Annotated in this window: 3 protein-coding genes; all 3 read right to left on the reverse strand. The window is 34.7% G+C overall.

What is annotated here, in order from left to right:
* Window positions 1–18 precede the first annotated feature (18 nt).
* Window positions 19–6879: a hypothetical protein gene (locus E7Z78_RS01345; protein WP_303723377.1), complete on the reverse strand. Its 6861-nt coding sequence runs from the start codon at window positions 6877–6879 to the stop codon at window positions 19–21.
* Between the two features lie 652 nt (window positions 6880–7531).
* Complete coding sequence (locus E7Z78_RS01350; RefSeq protein ID WP_303723378.1) at window positions 7532–14584, reverse strand: right-handed parallel beta-helix repeat-containing protein; 7053 nt, start codon at window positions 14582–14584, stop codon at window positions 7532–7534.
* A 218-nt stretch (window positions 14585–14802) separates the two neighbouring features.
* Entirely contained in the window at window positions 14803–18957 is a 4155-nt protein-coding gene (locus E7Z78_RS01355; RefSeq protein WP_303723379.1) for a peptidoglycan-binding protein, read from the reverse strand.
* Window positions 18958–19076: the final 119 nt, after the last annotated feature.

The raw sequence follows: 19076 nt of genomic DNA on the forward strand, positions 1-19076 counted from the left end.
AGAGAATTTTAGGATTCTCTATTTTTTAACTTTTACAGTTCTTTTTACAGTGTCTTTTAGGTAGGTTACTTGGTATTTTACCTTTTTGCCTACTTTGAGTTTTTTAAGAACTGATTTTTTGATGGTTACTTTTGCCACTCCTTTTTTGTTGGTTTTTGCCTTGTATTTTTTGCCTTTGAACTTGAAGGTCACTTTTTTGTTTTTAAGTGCTTTTTTGCCTTCTTTTAATGTGGCTTTCACTACAAGTTTTTTGGCTGATTTTTTGACTTTAACCTTTTTGAGGGTTAGGATCTGTTTTACGTTTACCTTGTTGGTCACTTTGATTCCTTTGTATTCGGCGGTTACTGTGTATGTTTTTGGAAGGTATGTTTTGGTGAATTTCAAGGTAATGTAGCCATTCTTATCAGTTTTCAGTGTTTGTGCCTTACCGTTCACTGTCACTTTTACCGCAACGTTTGATCCGACAGGTTTGCCGTCATCTCCAATGATGCGAAGCTTGTAGGCATAGTTTTTGCCATAGTATGTGTTCACATTTTTGTTTCCAGTGATTCTAGTAGTGATTTTAACGGTTTTAGTGACATTGTCGTTGTTTAATGGGTTTACGGTAGTCACAGTGTGTGTTCCAATTGCCAATTTGATGTTTAGAACAGCAATACCTTTATCATTGGTTGTGGCATTGTATTTGTTGCCGTTTATGATGAATATTACCTGTTTTTTAACAATTGGATTTCCGTTTCCGTCAACGACTGTTACCTGATAGTCCACACCGCTGTTGTATCCTCTGATCATGTCCATAGCTTTTATTATTGCTGTGACATTATTAATGCTGGTTTTCTTGGATTTTGCAGGATAGTTTTCATCACCACTATATTCAAAGTCCACAGTACTGTCCAATGGTATCAGAGGCATGGTTATAACTGCCTTACCGTTTTCAACTGTTGCGTTGTATTTTTTGCCGTCAACTATAACTGTAACGTTTCCTGTAGCATCTTCAGGGAAAGTGAATGTTATTACAGTTTCGTTTGCAGTGTTTGTTGCGGTTATCTCAGGTTCGAAAGCTTCATTTTTCAGCACACTAACTTTGACAGTGTCATTTATTGCTGAAGTGTAGTTTTCAGTTTCAGCGTATTTGACGGTTATTGTATAGTTTCCAACTTTAACTCCTGTGAATGTTATTGTATTTGTGCTTGCAGTCAATATTTCCTCTTTGGTTTGGTTTCCAACAGTTATATTGTATTTACCGCCAGCATCAGTGATAACGGTAATAATAACATCACTCGAATAGGTTGCATTTTCAGCACTGACATTAATAGTTGGAGTAGCCTTTAAAACACTTACTTTAACTGTGTCATTTAATGCTGCAGTATAATTTTCAGTTTCAGCATATGCAACATTTATTGTGTACTCTTTTGCAGACAAACCAGCAAATGCTACATTTCCAACAACATTAGCAACCAAATCAATCTCTTTTTGCTGATTGCCAACCTTAACAGTATACTTGCCTCCAACATTGCCAGTGACATTCACAATCAAATCACCAGGATAAACTGTGCTTTCAGCACTTACAGATATAGTTGGAGTGGCCTTTAAAACACTAACACTAACTGTATCGTTTACTGCACTGGTGTAATTTTCTGTTTCATTAAATGTTACATTGATACAATATATTCCCGCTTTTATGCCTTTGAATACCACTGATTTCATTTCATTAGCATTTAAGTCAATGATTATACTCTGATCGGCAATTTTTATGACGTATTTACCTGCCGCATCGCTTGTTAAATTAATAATGACCTCATTAGGATATACGACATTACTGCTAGCGACACTGATATTCGGTGTTGTTTTATCAACATTCATGGTTTTAAATGTTGCTGAAACTGTTTTTTCATTATATCTGTCTGTCTGATTAAATGTGACTGTTATATTATATGTTCCGTCGGCCAATAGACCCAAATCGAATTCATAGACATTGTTAACAACTGTAATGATTTGGACAGTATTGTTGAAAATCAAACTGTAATATCCATCAAACTGTGAAATAACTTTTCCAGTGACATTTTTATTTACAAATATCTCATCTAAATCGAATTCTAAATTAATATTCGCTTTAAGAACTTTAAAACTATGGATTTCTATAATCTCATCATAATTTTCATTGCTGAAGAATGTGGTTGGAGTATAAGTTCCAACATCCAGTGGGATGCTTGCATTTCCAGTACCGTTTTTAACTTCAATGATTACTTTTTCATCATTGATTTGAACCGTATAATTGCCGTCAGCATCGGCATTTACTGTAATTGTTGTATTTAACCCATATTCGACAGTGCCTGCACTGATTACAATATTGTTTTCAGCCGGAATTACTTCAATCATTTTTGAATCCATGCTTTGCTCAACTAATCTTGATTCTTGATTAATAATGGTCATATTATAATTTCCAACATTCAAATCAGGTTCAAAAGGAAAAGTCAAGTCATCTTCATCAAATATTATATCTCCAGCATCATTCATGATTATTAAACGTATGGAAGTGAAATTTTCAACACCAAAATTAACGCGAACGTCCCCATATGAGAATATGGCCTGTTTAGATAATCTGATTATGGAGTTCACTTTCAGTGAATTGAATACTGTCTCTACGGTGCAATTTGTATAATTTTCATTTCCTAAATTTGAAAGTGTCAATAGGTATTGTCCAACATCCAAAAATATATTTATGGAATTTGAAGTGATATTTTCAAATTCGATTGTTGAATTTGTTTCCAAATTCCTAATGACACCACAAACATCAGTACGATTTTCTATATCAAAGTTGATTTGTGTCAAATCGACATAGCGCACATCTGTGATGTTGACAGTTATTTTTGAATTGGCCTTATTGACTGTAAACATTTCATAGGCGATGTCCTCATAAAATGCATCGCTTTCGAAGTTAATGATTTTTATTGTATGGTTTCCTGCAACCAGATTGGATATTATCAGTTGATTATTATCAACACTTCCATTTTTAAGAATGTTGCCGTTTTTATCGTAAATGACGTATTCAGACAATGTTTTATTCTCAATACTTAAATCAACAATCAATGATTCTCCATAAGTTATTATAGGAATTGGCATGATAGTGACTGATGAATTGAATTTAAGTATAATGTATCTGGCACTATAAACCACATTGTTTAGAAGTGATTTTGATTTAACAGTGACAGTATAATTTCCTGAAGCAAATTTCCTGTTTAGTTGATATGTGGTCTGATTTAACGATCCGCAGGTTTCATTCTTATCATCTACAAATAACAGTTCATTTACAAGAACAGTATTGTTATTGTCATCTTTTATGCTTGCAGTTAATAAGTTATCCTCCATGTAATAATTTGTAAATGTTTTATTGTCACAGACATAGCTGCTTGTTTCAGAAGTGATTTCACCATAAACCATTATGGCTTCATCATTCAATTCATTTTTACTTAAAAATAATTTACTGTTGTTATCCGCAAAAATACTTACCAATTTTCCATTATTTTTAAAGAATGACTCTTTAACTGTTGCACTACTGTTGATAATGTTTACTGCAAATCCGTCACCAACATTATTGTCTGTAAAATTGGATTTTAAAATATTCATATTCTGGGAATCAGTCACCACCAATAGGTCATTACCGGTATTATTCTCAAATGAAATATCCTTAACTGTACCATTATCTCCAGTCCAATAAATCGGAACATGCAAGTTTAAAATTGTCAAATTATTCAATGATACACTATCCGAATTGATTAGAAATACTGAGTTGGCATCATTTCCGTCAATACAGAAACCATTTCCAATAATGGAAATTACCTTTCCGATTTTGATTCCATCATAGTAATCCATATCATAAACAGGGTTAAATTTAAAATCATATGATAAATCTAAAGAAGTATCTGCATTATCTATTAAATTAGACAAATCAGTGAATAATCCTCTGGAATCATAATTCACTGCAAATTTGAAGTCAGAACCATGATAGGTTAATGTTAATGTATCATTGGACAATTCCCCGTTCATATAAGTTAGTGCTCCCTTATTATTCACCAATGAAACGTTGTCATCACAGATTCCTGTTTCACTGGAAGCGTTAAATGAAACATCGGAAGGAACCTCTGTAATGTTAATTAACTCACCGGTGGTGGAGTTGTAGAGCACAAAATAGACTTCAATAGTATTTTCAGTCATCTTTAATGGGGTTGTTTCTAAGATAAGGTAATTGTCAATTGATCCTATATTAATCAGTGAGCTTGTATCACTGATGTTTCCAAACCAACAGTAATTGACATTAGCCCTGCCCTCACCAGAGTCTTCTCTAATATAAATAGGAGTGCTTCCATCGATATTGTTTAAAAAGATTGACTGTGTAATTGTGACAGTTTGATTCTCGATTGCAATATCGTTTCTCTGGTGGTTATATTCATTTTCGATATGTTTATTGTTAATGAATTTACAATCTTTAACGATGCAATCTCTGCTCTGTAACTCCTGATAAACCTCATCATCTAAATATATTCCCATCATCTGAAGCAAATCCTGGCCCAACCATTGTATATAAAGCGAACCCCACATGGCCGCATGATTATTTATGAATGTAATATTGGACATATTAGGGACTCTGCATAACATTGCTCCTGTGACTATGCCCGTGTTGTTTACAAATCTGGAATTGGACATGATGCTTTCAAATTGAACATATGCTGCTCCGACACTTTGTGCATCATTATTTTCAAAGAGGGAATTATTAACGTTAGAATTATTCAAATATATTGCACCACCCTCGAGTGCATGGTTTGAGATGAAATTGCACCCCATGATATATGCATTACCACCGAATACCGCTCCACCACAGTCATACCCATAATTACCTTCAGGGGCATGAGCAGTATTGTTTGTGAAATTGGAATTTATAATAATTGTTTCATACGAATTGCAAATTGCCCCACCATTCCATCCTGTATTGTTTGTGAAATTGGAGTTTTCAACAATGATTTTAGAGTCTTCAGAATAAATTGCAGAACCATTGGAATTAACTAAATTGATATTTTTAAAGAATATCACTTTATTTGAAGTTAAGTTAAAGATAGCTGATGATTTACCTGCATCAATAGTAAAGAAATTCCCGTTAATGGTCAGGTTCTTATCAATGCGTATTCCATCAATTAAATCACTGTCTCCAGTTAGATAATTATAATCATTTGTCAAATTTATTATTGCGTTTTCATCAGTGCTGTCGATTAAAAATTGCAAACGGTCAAAATCACTAATATTTACATTAATCGTTCCGGTAAAGACAAGATTTGAATTAGGACTGGTATAACTCTTATAATACTGACTTGGGGATTGTGTTACTGTATAGGTATAGTAACCATTTTTGAATAAAAATTTAGTTACGGAAACTTCACCCAATTTGCTGGTATTGTAGATTCCATCTAAAACCACATCATTTTCATATTTGATTGTTATATGAATATCATGGTCCAATACACGATTTAAGTTAACCTGACTTATATTATCATTCCAGCCGGTTCCGCCATTATCATTGATACAATCAAATTCAAGTACTCCCGATTCAGCATATACTGCATTAAAATAATTTTCCCTTGCGATATATGTAAAAGTAAATTGGGAAATTCCGTCAGTTGTATTAATATATGGTTCAGCGGCATTATTTGTAAAAGTAGATGAATTAATCTTACCAGATTTAGTATATATTGCTCCACCCATAAATGCACGATTGTTTCTAAATTTAATTGATTTTAAATTTATATTTTTTTCACAATAAATTGCCCCTCCAAAACGTGCATAATTGTCTGCAAATTCCAAACCGTTAACTTCATTGGAGAGATTATTTACAGTATATATTGCCCCACCTTTATTATTTGCACTATTCGAATAAAATTTACTTCCTTGACATTTAAACTCTGTTTCAGAATAAATTGCACCACCATTATCTCCTGCATAATTGTCTGTGAATGTTGAGCCTTGAATATTAAGAGACCCCTCGTTATAAATGGCTCCTCCCAAAATTCCTTGATTATTTCTGAAATTACAATTTTCAATATTTACAACCCCTTCTTCTAAAATATAAACGGATCCACAATGTCTTAATGCCACGTTATTCTCAAAAGTACAATCTTTAATATTGAATAATGACGATTTAACATAAACAATTGAACTATCATAATATCTATTAACACTATTACTAAATGTACAATGTTCAAGGTTTCCAGTACTTTCCGATGCTGAACTAACAGCAGTGGTACAATTAGTAAAAACTATATTACGAAGAGTAATCCCCTTTTGAAAAATTGCAATTAAACTTCCTCCATATCCATAACCATCAATGGTGTGGCCGTTACCCTCAACAACAATATCATCATAAGTAGCAAACCTGACATGAGACAAATCGTAGTTTACAATATCTTTTATTATATAAATAGTGCTCCAACGTTCTGCAAGATATACTGCGTTGGCAAATTCAGCAAAATTATTTACAACATAAGATGTTGAGAGAACATCTTGATCATTTGAATAAGATAATACGTTGTCTCCACTTTCATCAATCGATTCAATGTCACTAACACCAAGCACATCATCATCAACTTCACTTTCAACAGCACTTTCATTAATTGTATCAAAGTCACTAACACCAAGTACCTCACCATCAACTTCACTTTCAACAGCACTTTCAACAGCATTTTCATTAATTGCCTCAAGGTCACTAACACCAAGCACAGCTTCATCAACCTCGCTTATTGAAGTATCATTAAAATCGCTTGCAGCTGCAACGTTAAGCAAACAGAATAATGCCATTGTCAATAAGAAAATTATCATTACATTATTTTTATTCATTGCACCACTCCTTTAAATATACTTGATAAAAAAATTATATTATCTGGTAAATACTTTGTCAAAAAAAATAGATAAGTTTATTGGAAAAATTATTTTTTCTTTAAATCTTTTAATTCCATATTTCTATTATTCCACATTAGTGGTAAAGTGATATTTTGAACTGACTATTCCTTTAATTAATATCATATTAAAATTGCAAATTGAAATCCGAAACAATGCCATTAATGTCAAACACAACCAAGCAAATCAAAAGAAAAAATAGTGATTATATCAACATTTCAACATGAATACCTAAATCAAAAATTACAATGAAAAAATTAGTTAAAACCCGCTACAATTATTAGTCAGTATTGACCCCATACTTAAAACAAGTATCAGGTACCGACCAATATTTGTGTAAACACAAATAAATAATCTTCGTTAATGTGAAACACGATGCATTAAAATTAAGAATAAAAATTGAATCAACAGTATACTATTAGAGAAATGGCTTTAAAATTATAGTAAATATCCTGATATTTATCTTGTAAACTTTTTTTAGAAATAGTTTTTTTAGAGATATCTTTCAGCTATGAATTTTTAAGGTTGATACATAGGGTGCAAAAAAGAAAAGAAAAAAATAAGGAGATTAACTTCATCCTTATTTTAAATATTATTTTTTAACTTTTACACTTCTTTTTACAGTGTCTTTTAGGTAGGTTACTTGGTATTTTACCTTTTTGCCCACTTTAAGCTTTTTGAGCACTGATTTTTTGATGGTTACTTTTGCCACTCCTTTTTTGTTGGTTTTTGCCTTGTATTTTTTGCCTTTGAACTTGAAGGTCACTTTTTTGTTTTTAAGTGCTTTTTTGCCTTCTTTTAATGTGGCTTTCACTACAAGTTTTTTGGCTGATTTTTTGACTTTAACCTTTTTGAGGCTTAGGACCTGTTTTACTTTTACCTTGTTGGTCACTTTGATTCCTTTGTATTCGGCGGTTACTGTGTATGTTTTCGGAAGGTAGTTTTTAGTGAATTTCAAGGTAATGTAGCCGTTCTTATCGGTTTTCAGTGTTTGTGCTTTACCGTTCACTGTCACTTTGACTGCAACGTTTGATCCGACAGGTTGACCGTCATCTCCAATGATGCGAAGCTTGTAGGCATAGTTTTTGGCATAGTATGTATTCACATTCTTGTTTCCAGTGATTCTGGTAGTGATTTTAACGGTTTTAGTGATATTGTCGTTGTTTAATGGGTTTACAGCTGTCACTGTGTGTGTTCCTATGGCCAGTTTGAGGTTTAGTATTGCAATACCTTCATCATTGGTTGTGGCATTGTATTTGTTGCCGTTTATGATGAATATGACCTGTTTTTTAACCATTGGGTTTCCGTTTCCGTCAACGACTGTTACCTGATAGTCCACACCGCTGTTGTATCCTCTGGTCATGTCAGTTGCTTTTATGATTGCTGTGACATTTGCAATGCTGGTTTCCTTGGATTTTGCAGGATAGTTTTCATCACCAGTGTATTCAAAGTCCACAGTACTGTCTAATGGTATCAGCGGCATGGTTACTATTGCTTTGCCGTTTTCTACTGTTGCGTTGTATTGTTTGCCATCAACAATAACTGTAACGTTTCCTGTAGCATCTTCAGGGAAAGTGAATGTTATAACAGTTTCATTTGCAGTGTTTATTGCAGTTATCTCAGGTTCAAAAGTTTCATTTTTCAGCACACTAACTTTAACTGTATCATTCATTGCACCAGTGTAGTTTTCAGTTTCGCCGTATTTTACGGTTATTGTATAGTTTCCAACTTTAACTCCTGTGAATGTTATTGTATTTGTGCCTGCAGTCAATGTTTCATCTTTGGTTTGATTTCCAACAGTTATAGTATATTTACCACTAGCATCAGTGTTAATGGCAATTATTACATCGCCAGGATATGTTGTGTTCTCTGCTTTTACTGTTATTGTTGGTGTTGCTTTTAATATGCTTACTTTTATAATGTCGTTTGTTGCGCTTGTGTAGTTTTCTGTTTCATCATAAGTCACATTAATTATGTATTCATTTGCGGATAACTCAGTGAATATTACTTCTTTGGTTACATTGGCAGTTAAATTAATGTTTTGCTCTTTGTTACCAATTTTAATAGTGTATTTTCCATCAATATCTCCAGTAACATTTACAATCAAGTCCCCAGGATATGTTGTGTTCTCTGCTTTTACTGTTATTGTTGGTGTTGCTTTAAATATGCTTACTTTTATGGTGTCGTTTGTTGCGCTTGTGTAGTTTTCTGTTTCAGCATAAGTCACATTAATTGTGTATTCGCTTGCGGATAACTCGGTGAATGTTACTTCTTTGGTTACATTGGCAGTTAAGTTAATGTTTTGCTCTTTGTTACCTATTTTAATAGTGTATTTTCCATCAATATTGCTGGTAACGTTTACAATCAAGTCTCCAGGATATGTTGTGTTTTCTGCTTTTACTGTTATTGTTGGTGTTACCTTTAGGATGTTTACCTTGACTGTGTCGTTTGTTGCGCTTGTGTAGTTTTCTGTTTCAGCATAAGTCACATTGATTGTGTATTCTTTTGCTGCCAGTCCTGTGAATGTTACAGTTTCTGTAATGTTTGCTGTCAGGTTGAGTTCCATTTGCTGATCTGCGATTTTGACTATGTATCTGCCTGTTATATCGCTGGTAATGTTCACAATTATGTTTCCAGGGTATGTCACGTCATTTGTGACAACATTTATTATTGGAGTTAGCTTGTTGACTGTGAATGTTTTTGTTACATTGCTTAGAAGAACGGTATCGTTTCCAGCGTTTGTTACTGTAATGGTGTATGTTCCTGCAGCCAAATCAGGGTTAAGTATTCTTTTATCGGTTATATTGCTGAATACTGTTTCATTATCCTCATTTTTTATGATTACCTCAACTGTTGTAGGATTTACCACACTGAATTCAATTGTAACGTTTCCATAGTCAAATTCATCTATATCCTCAATTGTCACAGTGCCTTCAATATATGCTTTGTTTACGGTGATTTCTGCTGTTTCAAAATGGGCAGTGAGGGATGTTTGGGTTGCTTTAGGTATGTAAGATGCCTCAGCGATTCCGTTTTCATCAAGTGTTGCATTGTCTGCAACATCTATGTTTTCATTTGTTAATGTTAATGTTATCTGCGGCAATTTGCAGGTTTGTCCAATAATTATTCTGGAATTTGCCTTATCATATAAGTTATTTAATGTGATATGTGCAATTCCATCAGCCATTGTCATGTTTAAAACATACCAGTTATTTATTTCCACATCCTCAGCTACATCTGCAAAGTTCTGATTGAAATCGGTTATGTTGTTTCCCCACCAGTTGTAATCTGCATTTAAAGTGGTAGGGCTAAACCATGAGGTATCGTCATAATATATGATATTTCCACCGTTATTTATGAAAATGCAGTAATTGACTGGGTTTGATATCTCTTCCAGGTATATTGCACTTCCGTTATCTGATGCGGTGTTGCTTATGAATACCAATTTTGAGATTGTTTCCTCTTCATTACTTGAGTAAATTGCTCCGCCTTTTGTGGCTTGGTTTTTGATGAATGAGGAGTTGACAATACTGCTTTGTTTTGCGGCGAGATATATTGCGCCCCCATTATTTTCAGCACGGTTTTCCTGGAATGTTGAATTTTCAACTGTTTGATTTTTGCTTTTGAATATAAATCCTTCACGGAAGTAGATCGCTCCGCCGTCATTGGCTGTATTTTTAATGAATACTGATTCGATAACCTTTCCGTAATCGTAATCCCAAAAGATCGCTCCACCGTAACTGCCTGCGGTGTTGTTTTCAAAGTAGCTTGAATCTACAGTTCCATAGTCATCATTCCAGCAGATTGCTCCGCCGTCCTCAGTTGCGGTGTTGTTTGCAAATTCACAATAGGACACTTTACCGTACTCGTGATTCCAGTAGATTGCTCCACCTGATTTTGCTTGATTGAATGTGAAGTTGCTGGTGGTGACGATGCCTGTTATATAATTCCAGTAGATTGCTCCACCACTTCTGCTTGCAGTGTTGTTTTCAAATAAGCTGTTGTGTATTTTTCCTTTTTCTCCATTAACGTAAACTGCAGCACCGTTATTTGCATCGTTTTTTATGAATGCACAGTTGTCTATGTGAATATATTTTTGATTTGCATAGACTGCTCCTCCATCAGATGCGGAATTGTCAATGAATTTTGAATTGGTTATTCCTCCACGGATTTCATCGAAGTAAATTGCACCTCCATAAAAGTTTGCTTGGTTATTGATGAAAGTGGAATTGTTTATGCTGCCCATAGGCCCTGTCCATGTTATCGCTCCACCGTTCATTGCCAAATTATTGGAAACGGTACAGTTTTCCATAGTCCCATAATTTCCGCTCCACTGGATAGGGCTTTTTTGGGATATTGGATCATATCCGTTTATCAGGTTTAAATTGATTAATTTAACGTTATTTCCCACTATGTTCAATAATTTAGATATTCCAAGTCCATTGATGGTGTGCCCATTACCATAAATGGTTAAACTGTCTTTGTTTACTACTATTCCGCCAATGCTGTCTATGCCGTCTGTGATTGTGTAGTCCTGAGTCATGTTCAGGGTAAAGTTTTCGGCATTGTCAATTAATTCCTGTAGCAAATCAAATTGTCCTTTTTCTGTTGTATTGGCGGTATAGTTAAATCCATAAATGACTGCAGTTAAATATGCAGGTTTTTTAATTGTTTTATAGGATACTGTGAGGTTTCCATTTTTAATGATTGCATGATTGTTTACTACGAGGTCGTTTCCAATGAGTTCGACGGCCACATCAGCGAGGCTGCAATCTGTAACGGTTGCAATTGATTTTTCCCTGTCATCATATAAGTTGTTAAGTGATATTGTCGCCCTGTTGGATTTTAATGTAGTGTTCAGGAAGTACCAATTATTTAATTGGGCATTCACTTTAGGAGTGCTGTTAAAGTTGTCTGCAGTGTTTCCCCACCAGTTGTAATCCAGATTGTTATTGTTATGTCTTTGAATGTATACATCATAGGTGGATTTTGGGTTTGCGAAAATGCTGTCTTTAACGGTTAAGACATATGTTCCGGAGTTTGCATAAATCATTTTGTCGACATCATTGTCAATGAAAGAACATCTGTTGATAAGCACGCTATCTCTAACAGACCCTCCATCGTTGTCAATAAATATCACTGCCTCATTATTATAATAACCATGATTTGAGGAATAAAAAGTACAATTATTGAAAGTAACGCTTTTTGCATTTTTAATTTTTGCAGCATAGTCCAATGCATTGACAAAATTGACGTTATTGAATGTTACGTTTGCAGTTTCTTCATCGATTATCAAAATTGAGGCATAGTCGGCACCATCAATTGCATGGCCGTTACCGTTTATTATCAGGTCTTTTTTAATAGAGATGCCGTCTGCAAAATTCATATCATCTTTAGATTTGAATTTATAATCATTTTCTAAAATGAGCACATTTCCGGTTTGGGCCATTATCTCATTAAGGTGGGTAAATGAATTACTGGTTATTGTGCTATTGCTTTCTGTGTTATTTTCCACAGTCACAGGTGTTGTTTTAAGGTAAAATGCAGCATTTGAGGCAGCTGAGTTATTTATAAATGCACTGTTGGTGAGATTACAGTTTGCACTTGAGAAATATGCTCCTCCAGCCACATAATCAGCTTCATTTCCAATGAATTCACAATTGTCGACAGCACAATTTTCTGCGTCAATGTATAATCCTCCACCATTGCTTGCATAGTTATTTTTAAATTTGGAATTTCTAATCACTGTTTTTGAATTGATGTAGCCCGCACCACCGTCATTTTTACTTTTACAATTTTCAAATGTTGAGTTAACAATAATGTTTGCTGTGCTTTGGGTAGAATATAACTTAACAGCAGTAGATTTAATGTTTTCAAATTCACAACCGGAAATGAATGTTATCTTATTTGAGTTTATTGCCTCCCCTGTGTTTTCAAAAGTACAGTTTATAAAAGTAATCTGGTCATTGCCGGAAGATTCGCTTCTGATTGCAGTTTCCTTCACGTTTACAATATTTAAATTTTTGACCGTGATGTTTCTTCCGCCTGCAAAGTTAAAGATGCCGTTGACACCGTTACATCCGTCAATTGTATAGCCATTTCCGTTTATTGTAAGGTCTTTATCAACGGTAATTGCATTCCTATCGTCGAGGGAGGAGTAGAACTTATAATCATGAGTTAGGTTTATCTCATTTGAAGCTTTTGATATCTCATGTTTCAGCAGAGTTAATGAATCATACTCTCCGGCATGGGTTATTTTAAGGGAGCTAATAAGTGCACCATTATAAAAAATTGATACAGTACCTTCCTTACCATCCAATGCCGTATAATTAAACGGTGTTGAAATTTTATTGGTGAATGTGATGTTTGTTGGATTTAGGTTACTGTCACTGAATTGGACCTGAAATGTTACAGGTTTTCCTTGAGGCATTTCTAAAAGAGTATCGTCGGATTTGAGAAACATGATTTTTAATTCAACAGTATCACCCAACCTCACTTCTTTAGGTATTGTCGGGACATAAATATACCTAGAAAAAATTGGGCCATATATTCTCACTGTTTCGTATCCGGTAACAATAAACGGTTCATATCTGGTCTCATAGCCGTATCCAGATCCAACGAATCTCTCAGGGATTTCATTAGATTTTGTACCGTCCAGCCAGAGATTATACGATAAGCCTACGGATTTATCACCGTTTTTAACATTTCCTTTTATATCAGGAGTGCAAAAAATTGATTCCTCTATTTTATTAGGACCGTCACAATAAATTAAACCATAATCCTCATCGGTTTGAGCAGCACCAAAGAAACATTTTTTAACACAAGGACGATACATGGTGTCTTCAAAATAGACAATTCCCATTTTAGCAACATTGTTCTCAAAGATACAGTTCTCAACAAGAAACTCATTTTTTAAACTAATTATTTTGTCGGTGTCATATCCTTCGTTGGATGTGAATCTTCCATTATTTTCAAAAATACATCCAGTCATGACATTATTACCGGTTCCATAAAAAATTTCAGCTCCCCTTGCAGAATTGTTTCTAAAAATACAATTGGAAATCGTACATTTATCGGATTTTGCAAATGACAATACGCTATGTGAATTGCCTTCAAAAGTACAATTATCGATTATGCCGTACTTAGTAACAGATTCAACAGATATAGCATAAGAGCTAGAACTTGAAGTGCCGGCAAATCCTGTAATTCGCAAATTTTTTAAATTAATCGCACAATCCCTGAATATGAATCCATTTGATTTTCCTGCACAGTCAATCGTATGCCCCTTTCCATTAATGTTTATAGTGTGGTCAATGACTATTGCGTCCTTAAGACCCTCACATCTATAATTCTTATACAAAACGACATTTTGATAGCCAGATGTGGTGAGTATATTCCTTAACTCAGAGAATGTGCCCCATTCACCTGATTCGCCATCATCCAATATGTTTTCCTGTTCTTCATCCGTTGCATACAATACGTTTTCCTGTTCTTCATCAAAATCTGCAGTTTCAGTAATGCTCTCTTCAGCAATATCATTTGCAATAGTGTCTGTCGAGTTTAAGTCACTTGCAGCAACCGCCGAAAGAGAACATAAAATAGAAAATAAAATTAAAAAGATTGCAATTGCCTTATTTTTATTCATAGTTTATGCCTCATGTAAATTCTAATTGTAATATATTTCTTTAATTAATATATATTAAATTTAGTTGATTTTTTTAAAAGAATTAGAGAGCATGTAAAAATTTTTTGGCAAATTTTAAAAAAAAATGTGAGTTAATATTTAAAAAGGGTACTAATTTGTACCGACGAATATTCTTGTATAAAAAAAAGTTGTAGATGCGAAAGCACCTACAATAGTATTTAAATTATTCCAAGTTTTTTGGCAGTCTTCTCGTCAACCTTGCCTGTCACTTTGAGTCCTTTGTCGTGTTGGAATTCCTTGACGGATCTTTCTGTGCAGCTGTGATAAATTCCATCGATTTTTAGATAATAGCCGTCATATGTGAGGTAATATCCATTGTTTTTCAATGCTTGTTGGATTTCCTTGACTGTTGCTTTGTCCTTGCTTCCTTTGGAAACAGTTTTGAAAGTGACAATGACTTTTATTTTTGCTTTTTTGGTTGCCTTGTTGTAGTATTTGTTTCCTTTGAATTTTATGACCGCAGTGTATTTACCTTTTTTCTTTAGGTTTTTAATCTTGAAGACTGCTTTACCTTTGCTGTTTGTAGTGGCCTTGTAGGTTTTGCCTTTCACTTTTAGGGTGACTTTGGCTTTTTTGATTGCCTTACCAGTGTTATCTTTTAAGGTAACAGTGTACTTTTTGGTTTTGACACTGGTTTTAAAGGTTTTCTTTTTAGCAGTCATTTTAGGTGTTGCCTTTTTAACTGTGACTTTAACATTCTTAGAGGATTTGTCATAGTTAGTGTTGCCGTTGAATGTTATTTTGGCAGTGTATGTTTTGGCAGCTAAACCTTTTGTGGATACTTTAACCTGACCGTTATTGTCGGTAGTGTATGTTTTGGCGCCGTTCAAGTCAATTTTTATGTTTACACCACTGATTGGTTTTCCGTCAGCATCCTTTAAGGTTACAATCAGATTCTTTGGATTGTTATAGACTGTTGTGACTGCAGAAGAGGCAATTTCAGTTGGTGTCTTGCTTACAGTGACAGTGATTGTCTTATTTTCAGCAGCATATATTTCATTACCTGCAAATGAAACAGTAATAAGCGCCTGGCCTGCACCGGCAGCTATAATTTTTCCATCCTGAACGATTGCAACTGATTCATTACTGGATGTGTAGGTTAAGTTACCTGCATCTGCAGGTGTTAATGTTGCTCCAATTGCAATTTCATTAAGAACTTTCAAATCAACGGTCGCATTGGCAATACTTATTTCAACAGGTATCTTGCTTACAGTGACAGTAACGTTGGTTGTGTTAATGGCATAGGTAGTGCCATTTCCGACAGTTAATGTGATTATTGCTGTTCCTTCTCCAACTGCACGAAGAAGTCCATACTCTGTAACGACTGCAACGGATTCATTGCTGGAGGAATAGTAGACAGGCAGTAAACTAGGGTTTACTGTAGGTTTAAATTCATATTCATCATCAACATTCAAATCCAGGGTTTCATTTTCAACGCTTACACTGGCATCTTTCAGTGAAACGTAAACTGTTATGGTTTTGTTTTCTGCAGCATTATAGTTGTCGTTTCCTTCAAATGAAACAGTAATAAGTGCTTGGCCTACACCGGCAGCTATAATTTTTCCGTCCTGAACGATTGCAACTGATTCATTACTAGATGTGTAGGTTAAGTTACCTGCATCGGCAGGAGTCAAGTTCGCCAAAACACTAACCTCATCACCTGCTTTCAAATAAATAGTTTCATTGGTAAGTGTGATTTCGGTATCTGCTTTATTTACTGTAATGTTGACTGTTTTACTTACTTCAGCATGATTATCATCAGGGATTGTTGTTACTGTTAATGTGTAGTTGCCTGCATTCAAACCTGAAACAGTGATTGTTGTATCATTTACAACAACAATTGCATTTGGCTGACCAACAACTTCGGCCACAACACCTAGGGCATCGGTAAAGGATACGGTAGTGGATCCATTAGTGTTGTAATCAAAGGTAACATTATCATTGATTGTCAATGTTGAATTGGCCTTGTTTATTGTCAGTTTTCCAGTTGCTGTTGCATTCCAGAAAACGTTATCTCCTGAATATATGACATTTACCTCGTATTCATCAGCACCAATATCTCCCAAGGAGATTGTTGCGTTCAACTCTTTTTCAAATGTATAATTCCTGTTTTTACCTTTCAATGTTATATTGACTGTTCCAGTGGCAGTGGAATTATAAACAAGAGTTATAACTGTGTTGCTGCTATAATCAGCTTCTTTGGATTGAACTGATAAATCAGGACGATATTTGATGTTTAATTCAATAGTATAAGCCACATTTTCAATCGATGCTGTCACACTGCCTGTTCCGATATTTGTTGCATTGTATTTTATGATTTCGCCCAGTTTGGCGGTATTTTTACTGACATTGCCGTTTGTTGAGGCGATTGTCAGGTTGAGATTTTCGAATGGGGCGTTGTCGTATTCAGTTATGTTTCCTGAAGTTGAATTGTACAGGTATAACTTGAATATAATGTCTGAAGTCTCTGAAACAGCGATTGCATCAGGATTAGCAGTAGCATTTAAAAACATCCAATTAGTGCAGGAACCAGATATTGGCAAATCTCCATCATAATCTGTTGCGGTGTTTCCAAACCAACAATAATCTGCAGTCAAATAAGAATAAGGAACAATATAAATGGCACTACCTTTATTACCGTTGTTATTTAAAAAGACACAATTATATGCATTGCCAGATTGTGAATCCCAGTAAATAGCGCCACCACATTCGGCGGAGTTGTTTATGAAAATACATTGCGAAATGACGCTGTTTTCAGGCCCCTCACCACAAATAGCACCACCATATTTCGCAGTATTGTTTATGAAATTACATTGGGAAACGATGCAACCGTCTACCATGCCCAGATAAATAGCACCTCCATAACCATTTTTTATGTAGGCATTTTTAATGGTTAGATTTTTAATTGTCACATTATTTGCCCCAACATAGAATACACTTTTTTTTCCTTTGGCATCTATTGTATGGCCGTTACCGTTGATTGTAACCGGCCTAGTTATCCTAATACCCTGTTTAAAAGCAGTATCAGTGGTTTGATTAAAAGCATAATCCTTATCTAATGTAATGGTGTCGTTTGTGTTGCCGTTTATTATTTTGTTCAGGTCCCAGAAGGTTGTTCCGTCTGTGACTGTTAATGTTGTTGTATATGCCACATCTCCTATTGTTGCTGTTACGCTGCCAGTTCCAGGACTTGTTGGTGTGAATGTGACCTTTTCATCAAGACCAGTGACATTCTTATCGAGTTTGCCGTTTGAATTCAATGTCAAGTCAACTTTAGCCAATGAAGTGTAATCGGTTATGCTTCCGTTGTATAAATATAATTTGAAGATGATGTCTGCGGTTTCTGCAATTGAAATTGGATTAGGGCCGACAGTGGCATTTAAAAACAACCAATTGCCAAGACCTGCACCATAAATATATGCATTAGGTGATGTTTCGTAGTTTTCTGCCGTATTTCCAAACCAGTTACGATCCAAACTAGCAAAACCAGCTATATGAATAGCTTTTCCATTAGAATCAGTGTTATTTATGAAAACACAATCAGAAATATTACCATTAGCACTACCTATTTGCCAGTGGATAGCACCACCGCCACCAAGTTCAGCAGCACAATTCACAAAACTACAACCAGAAACACTACCATTAGCACTATTAGACCAGTAGATAGCACCACCATAGTCAGCGGAACAATTCACAAAACTACAACCAGAAACACTACCATTAGCACTATTAGACCAGTAGATAGCACCACCATAGTCAGCGGAACAATTCACAAAACTACAACCAGAAACACTACCATTAGCACTATTAGACCAGTAGATAGCACCACCACCAGTATCAGTTTTAGCATTTATGACTGTGATGTTTTTTATGGTCACATTTTCCGCGTTAAAAATAAAATAGAAAATTCTTGTTTTCCCTTTGGCATCTATTGTATGGCCGTTACCATCAATAACCAAATTGGATGTGGAAATAGAAATTCCCTCCTCATGAGTCCATGAGTCTTCAGCAGAATAATTGTTTTCCAAATATACTGTATCCCCAGAAGATGCATGGTGAATCTTATACTCTAATGCCAAGAATGTTCCAGCATCAGGATAACCCATTTTTTCTTCATTATCTGTTTGTGTTACTATTTGTTCTTCGCTTGTCTTTAAATTGTTATCTGTACTTTTCATTTCATCATGTGATAATTCGATTTCTCCTGTATCCTCACTGGCCGCCAGTGTATCATTCACATCTGCCGCATATATGCAGGACACGCTGAACAGCGCTAGAATAAGCAAGGTTAGAATTAATATTCCCTTCTTCATAATTATCCTCCCAAAATAGTGGCTTTTGAATAATTGTTGTAAACTGTTATTTTCAGTTTAAAATATTCAAAATATGATTAAAACTCTGTAAATATAAATATAAATAAATATCCATTATA

Origin of the sequence: Methanobrevibacter thaueri (assembly GCF_015062915.1) — an archaeon.
Taxonomy (GTDB): Archaea; Methanobacteriota; Methanobacteria; order Methanobacteriales; family Methanobacteriaceae; genus Methanocatella; species Methanocatella thaueri_B.

Bases quoted from the DNA above. Each gene is read 5' to 3' on its own strand.
- E7Z78_RS01345 (WP_303723377.1), bottom strand. From the start codon at position 6,879: ATGAATAAAAATAATGTAATGATAATTTTCTTATTGACAATGGCATTA.
- E7Z78_RS01350 (WP_303723378.1), bottom strand. From the start codon at position 14,584: ATGAATAAAAATAAGGCAATTGCAATCTTTTTAATTTTATTTTCTATT.
- E7Z78_RS01355 (WP_303723379.1), bottom strand. From the start codon at position 18,957: ATGAAGAAGGGAATATTAATTCTAACCTTGCTTATTCTAGCGCTGTTC.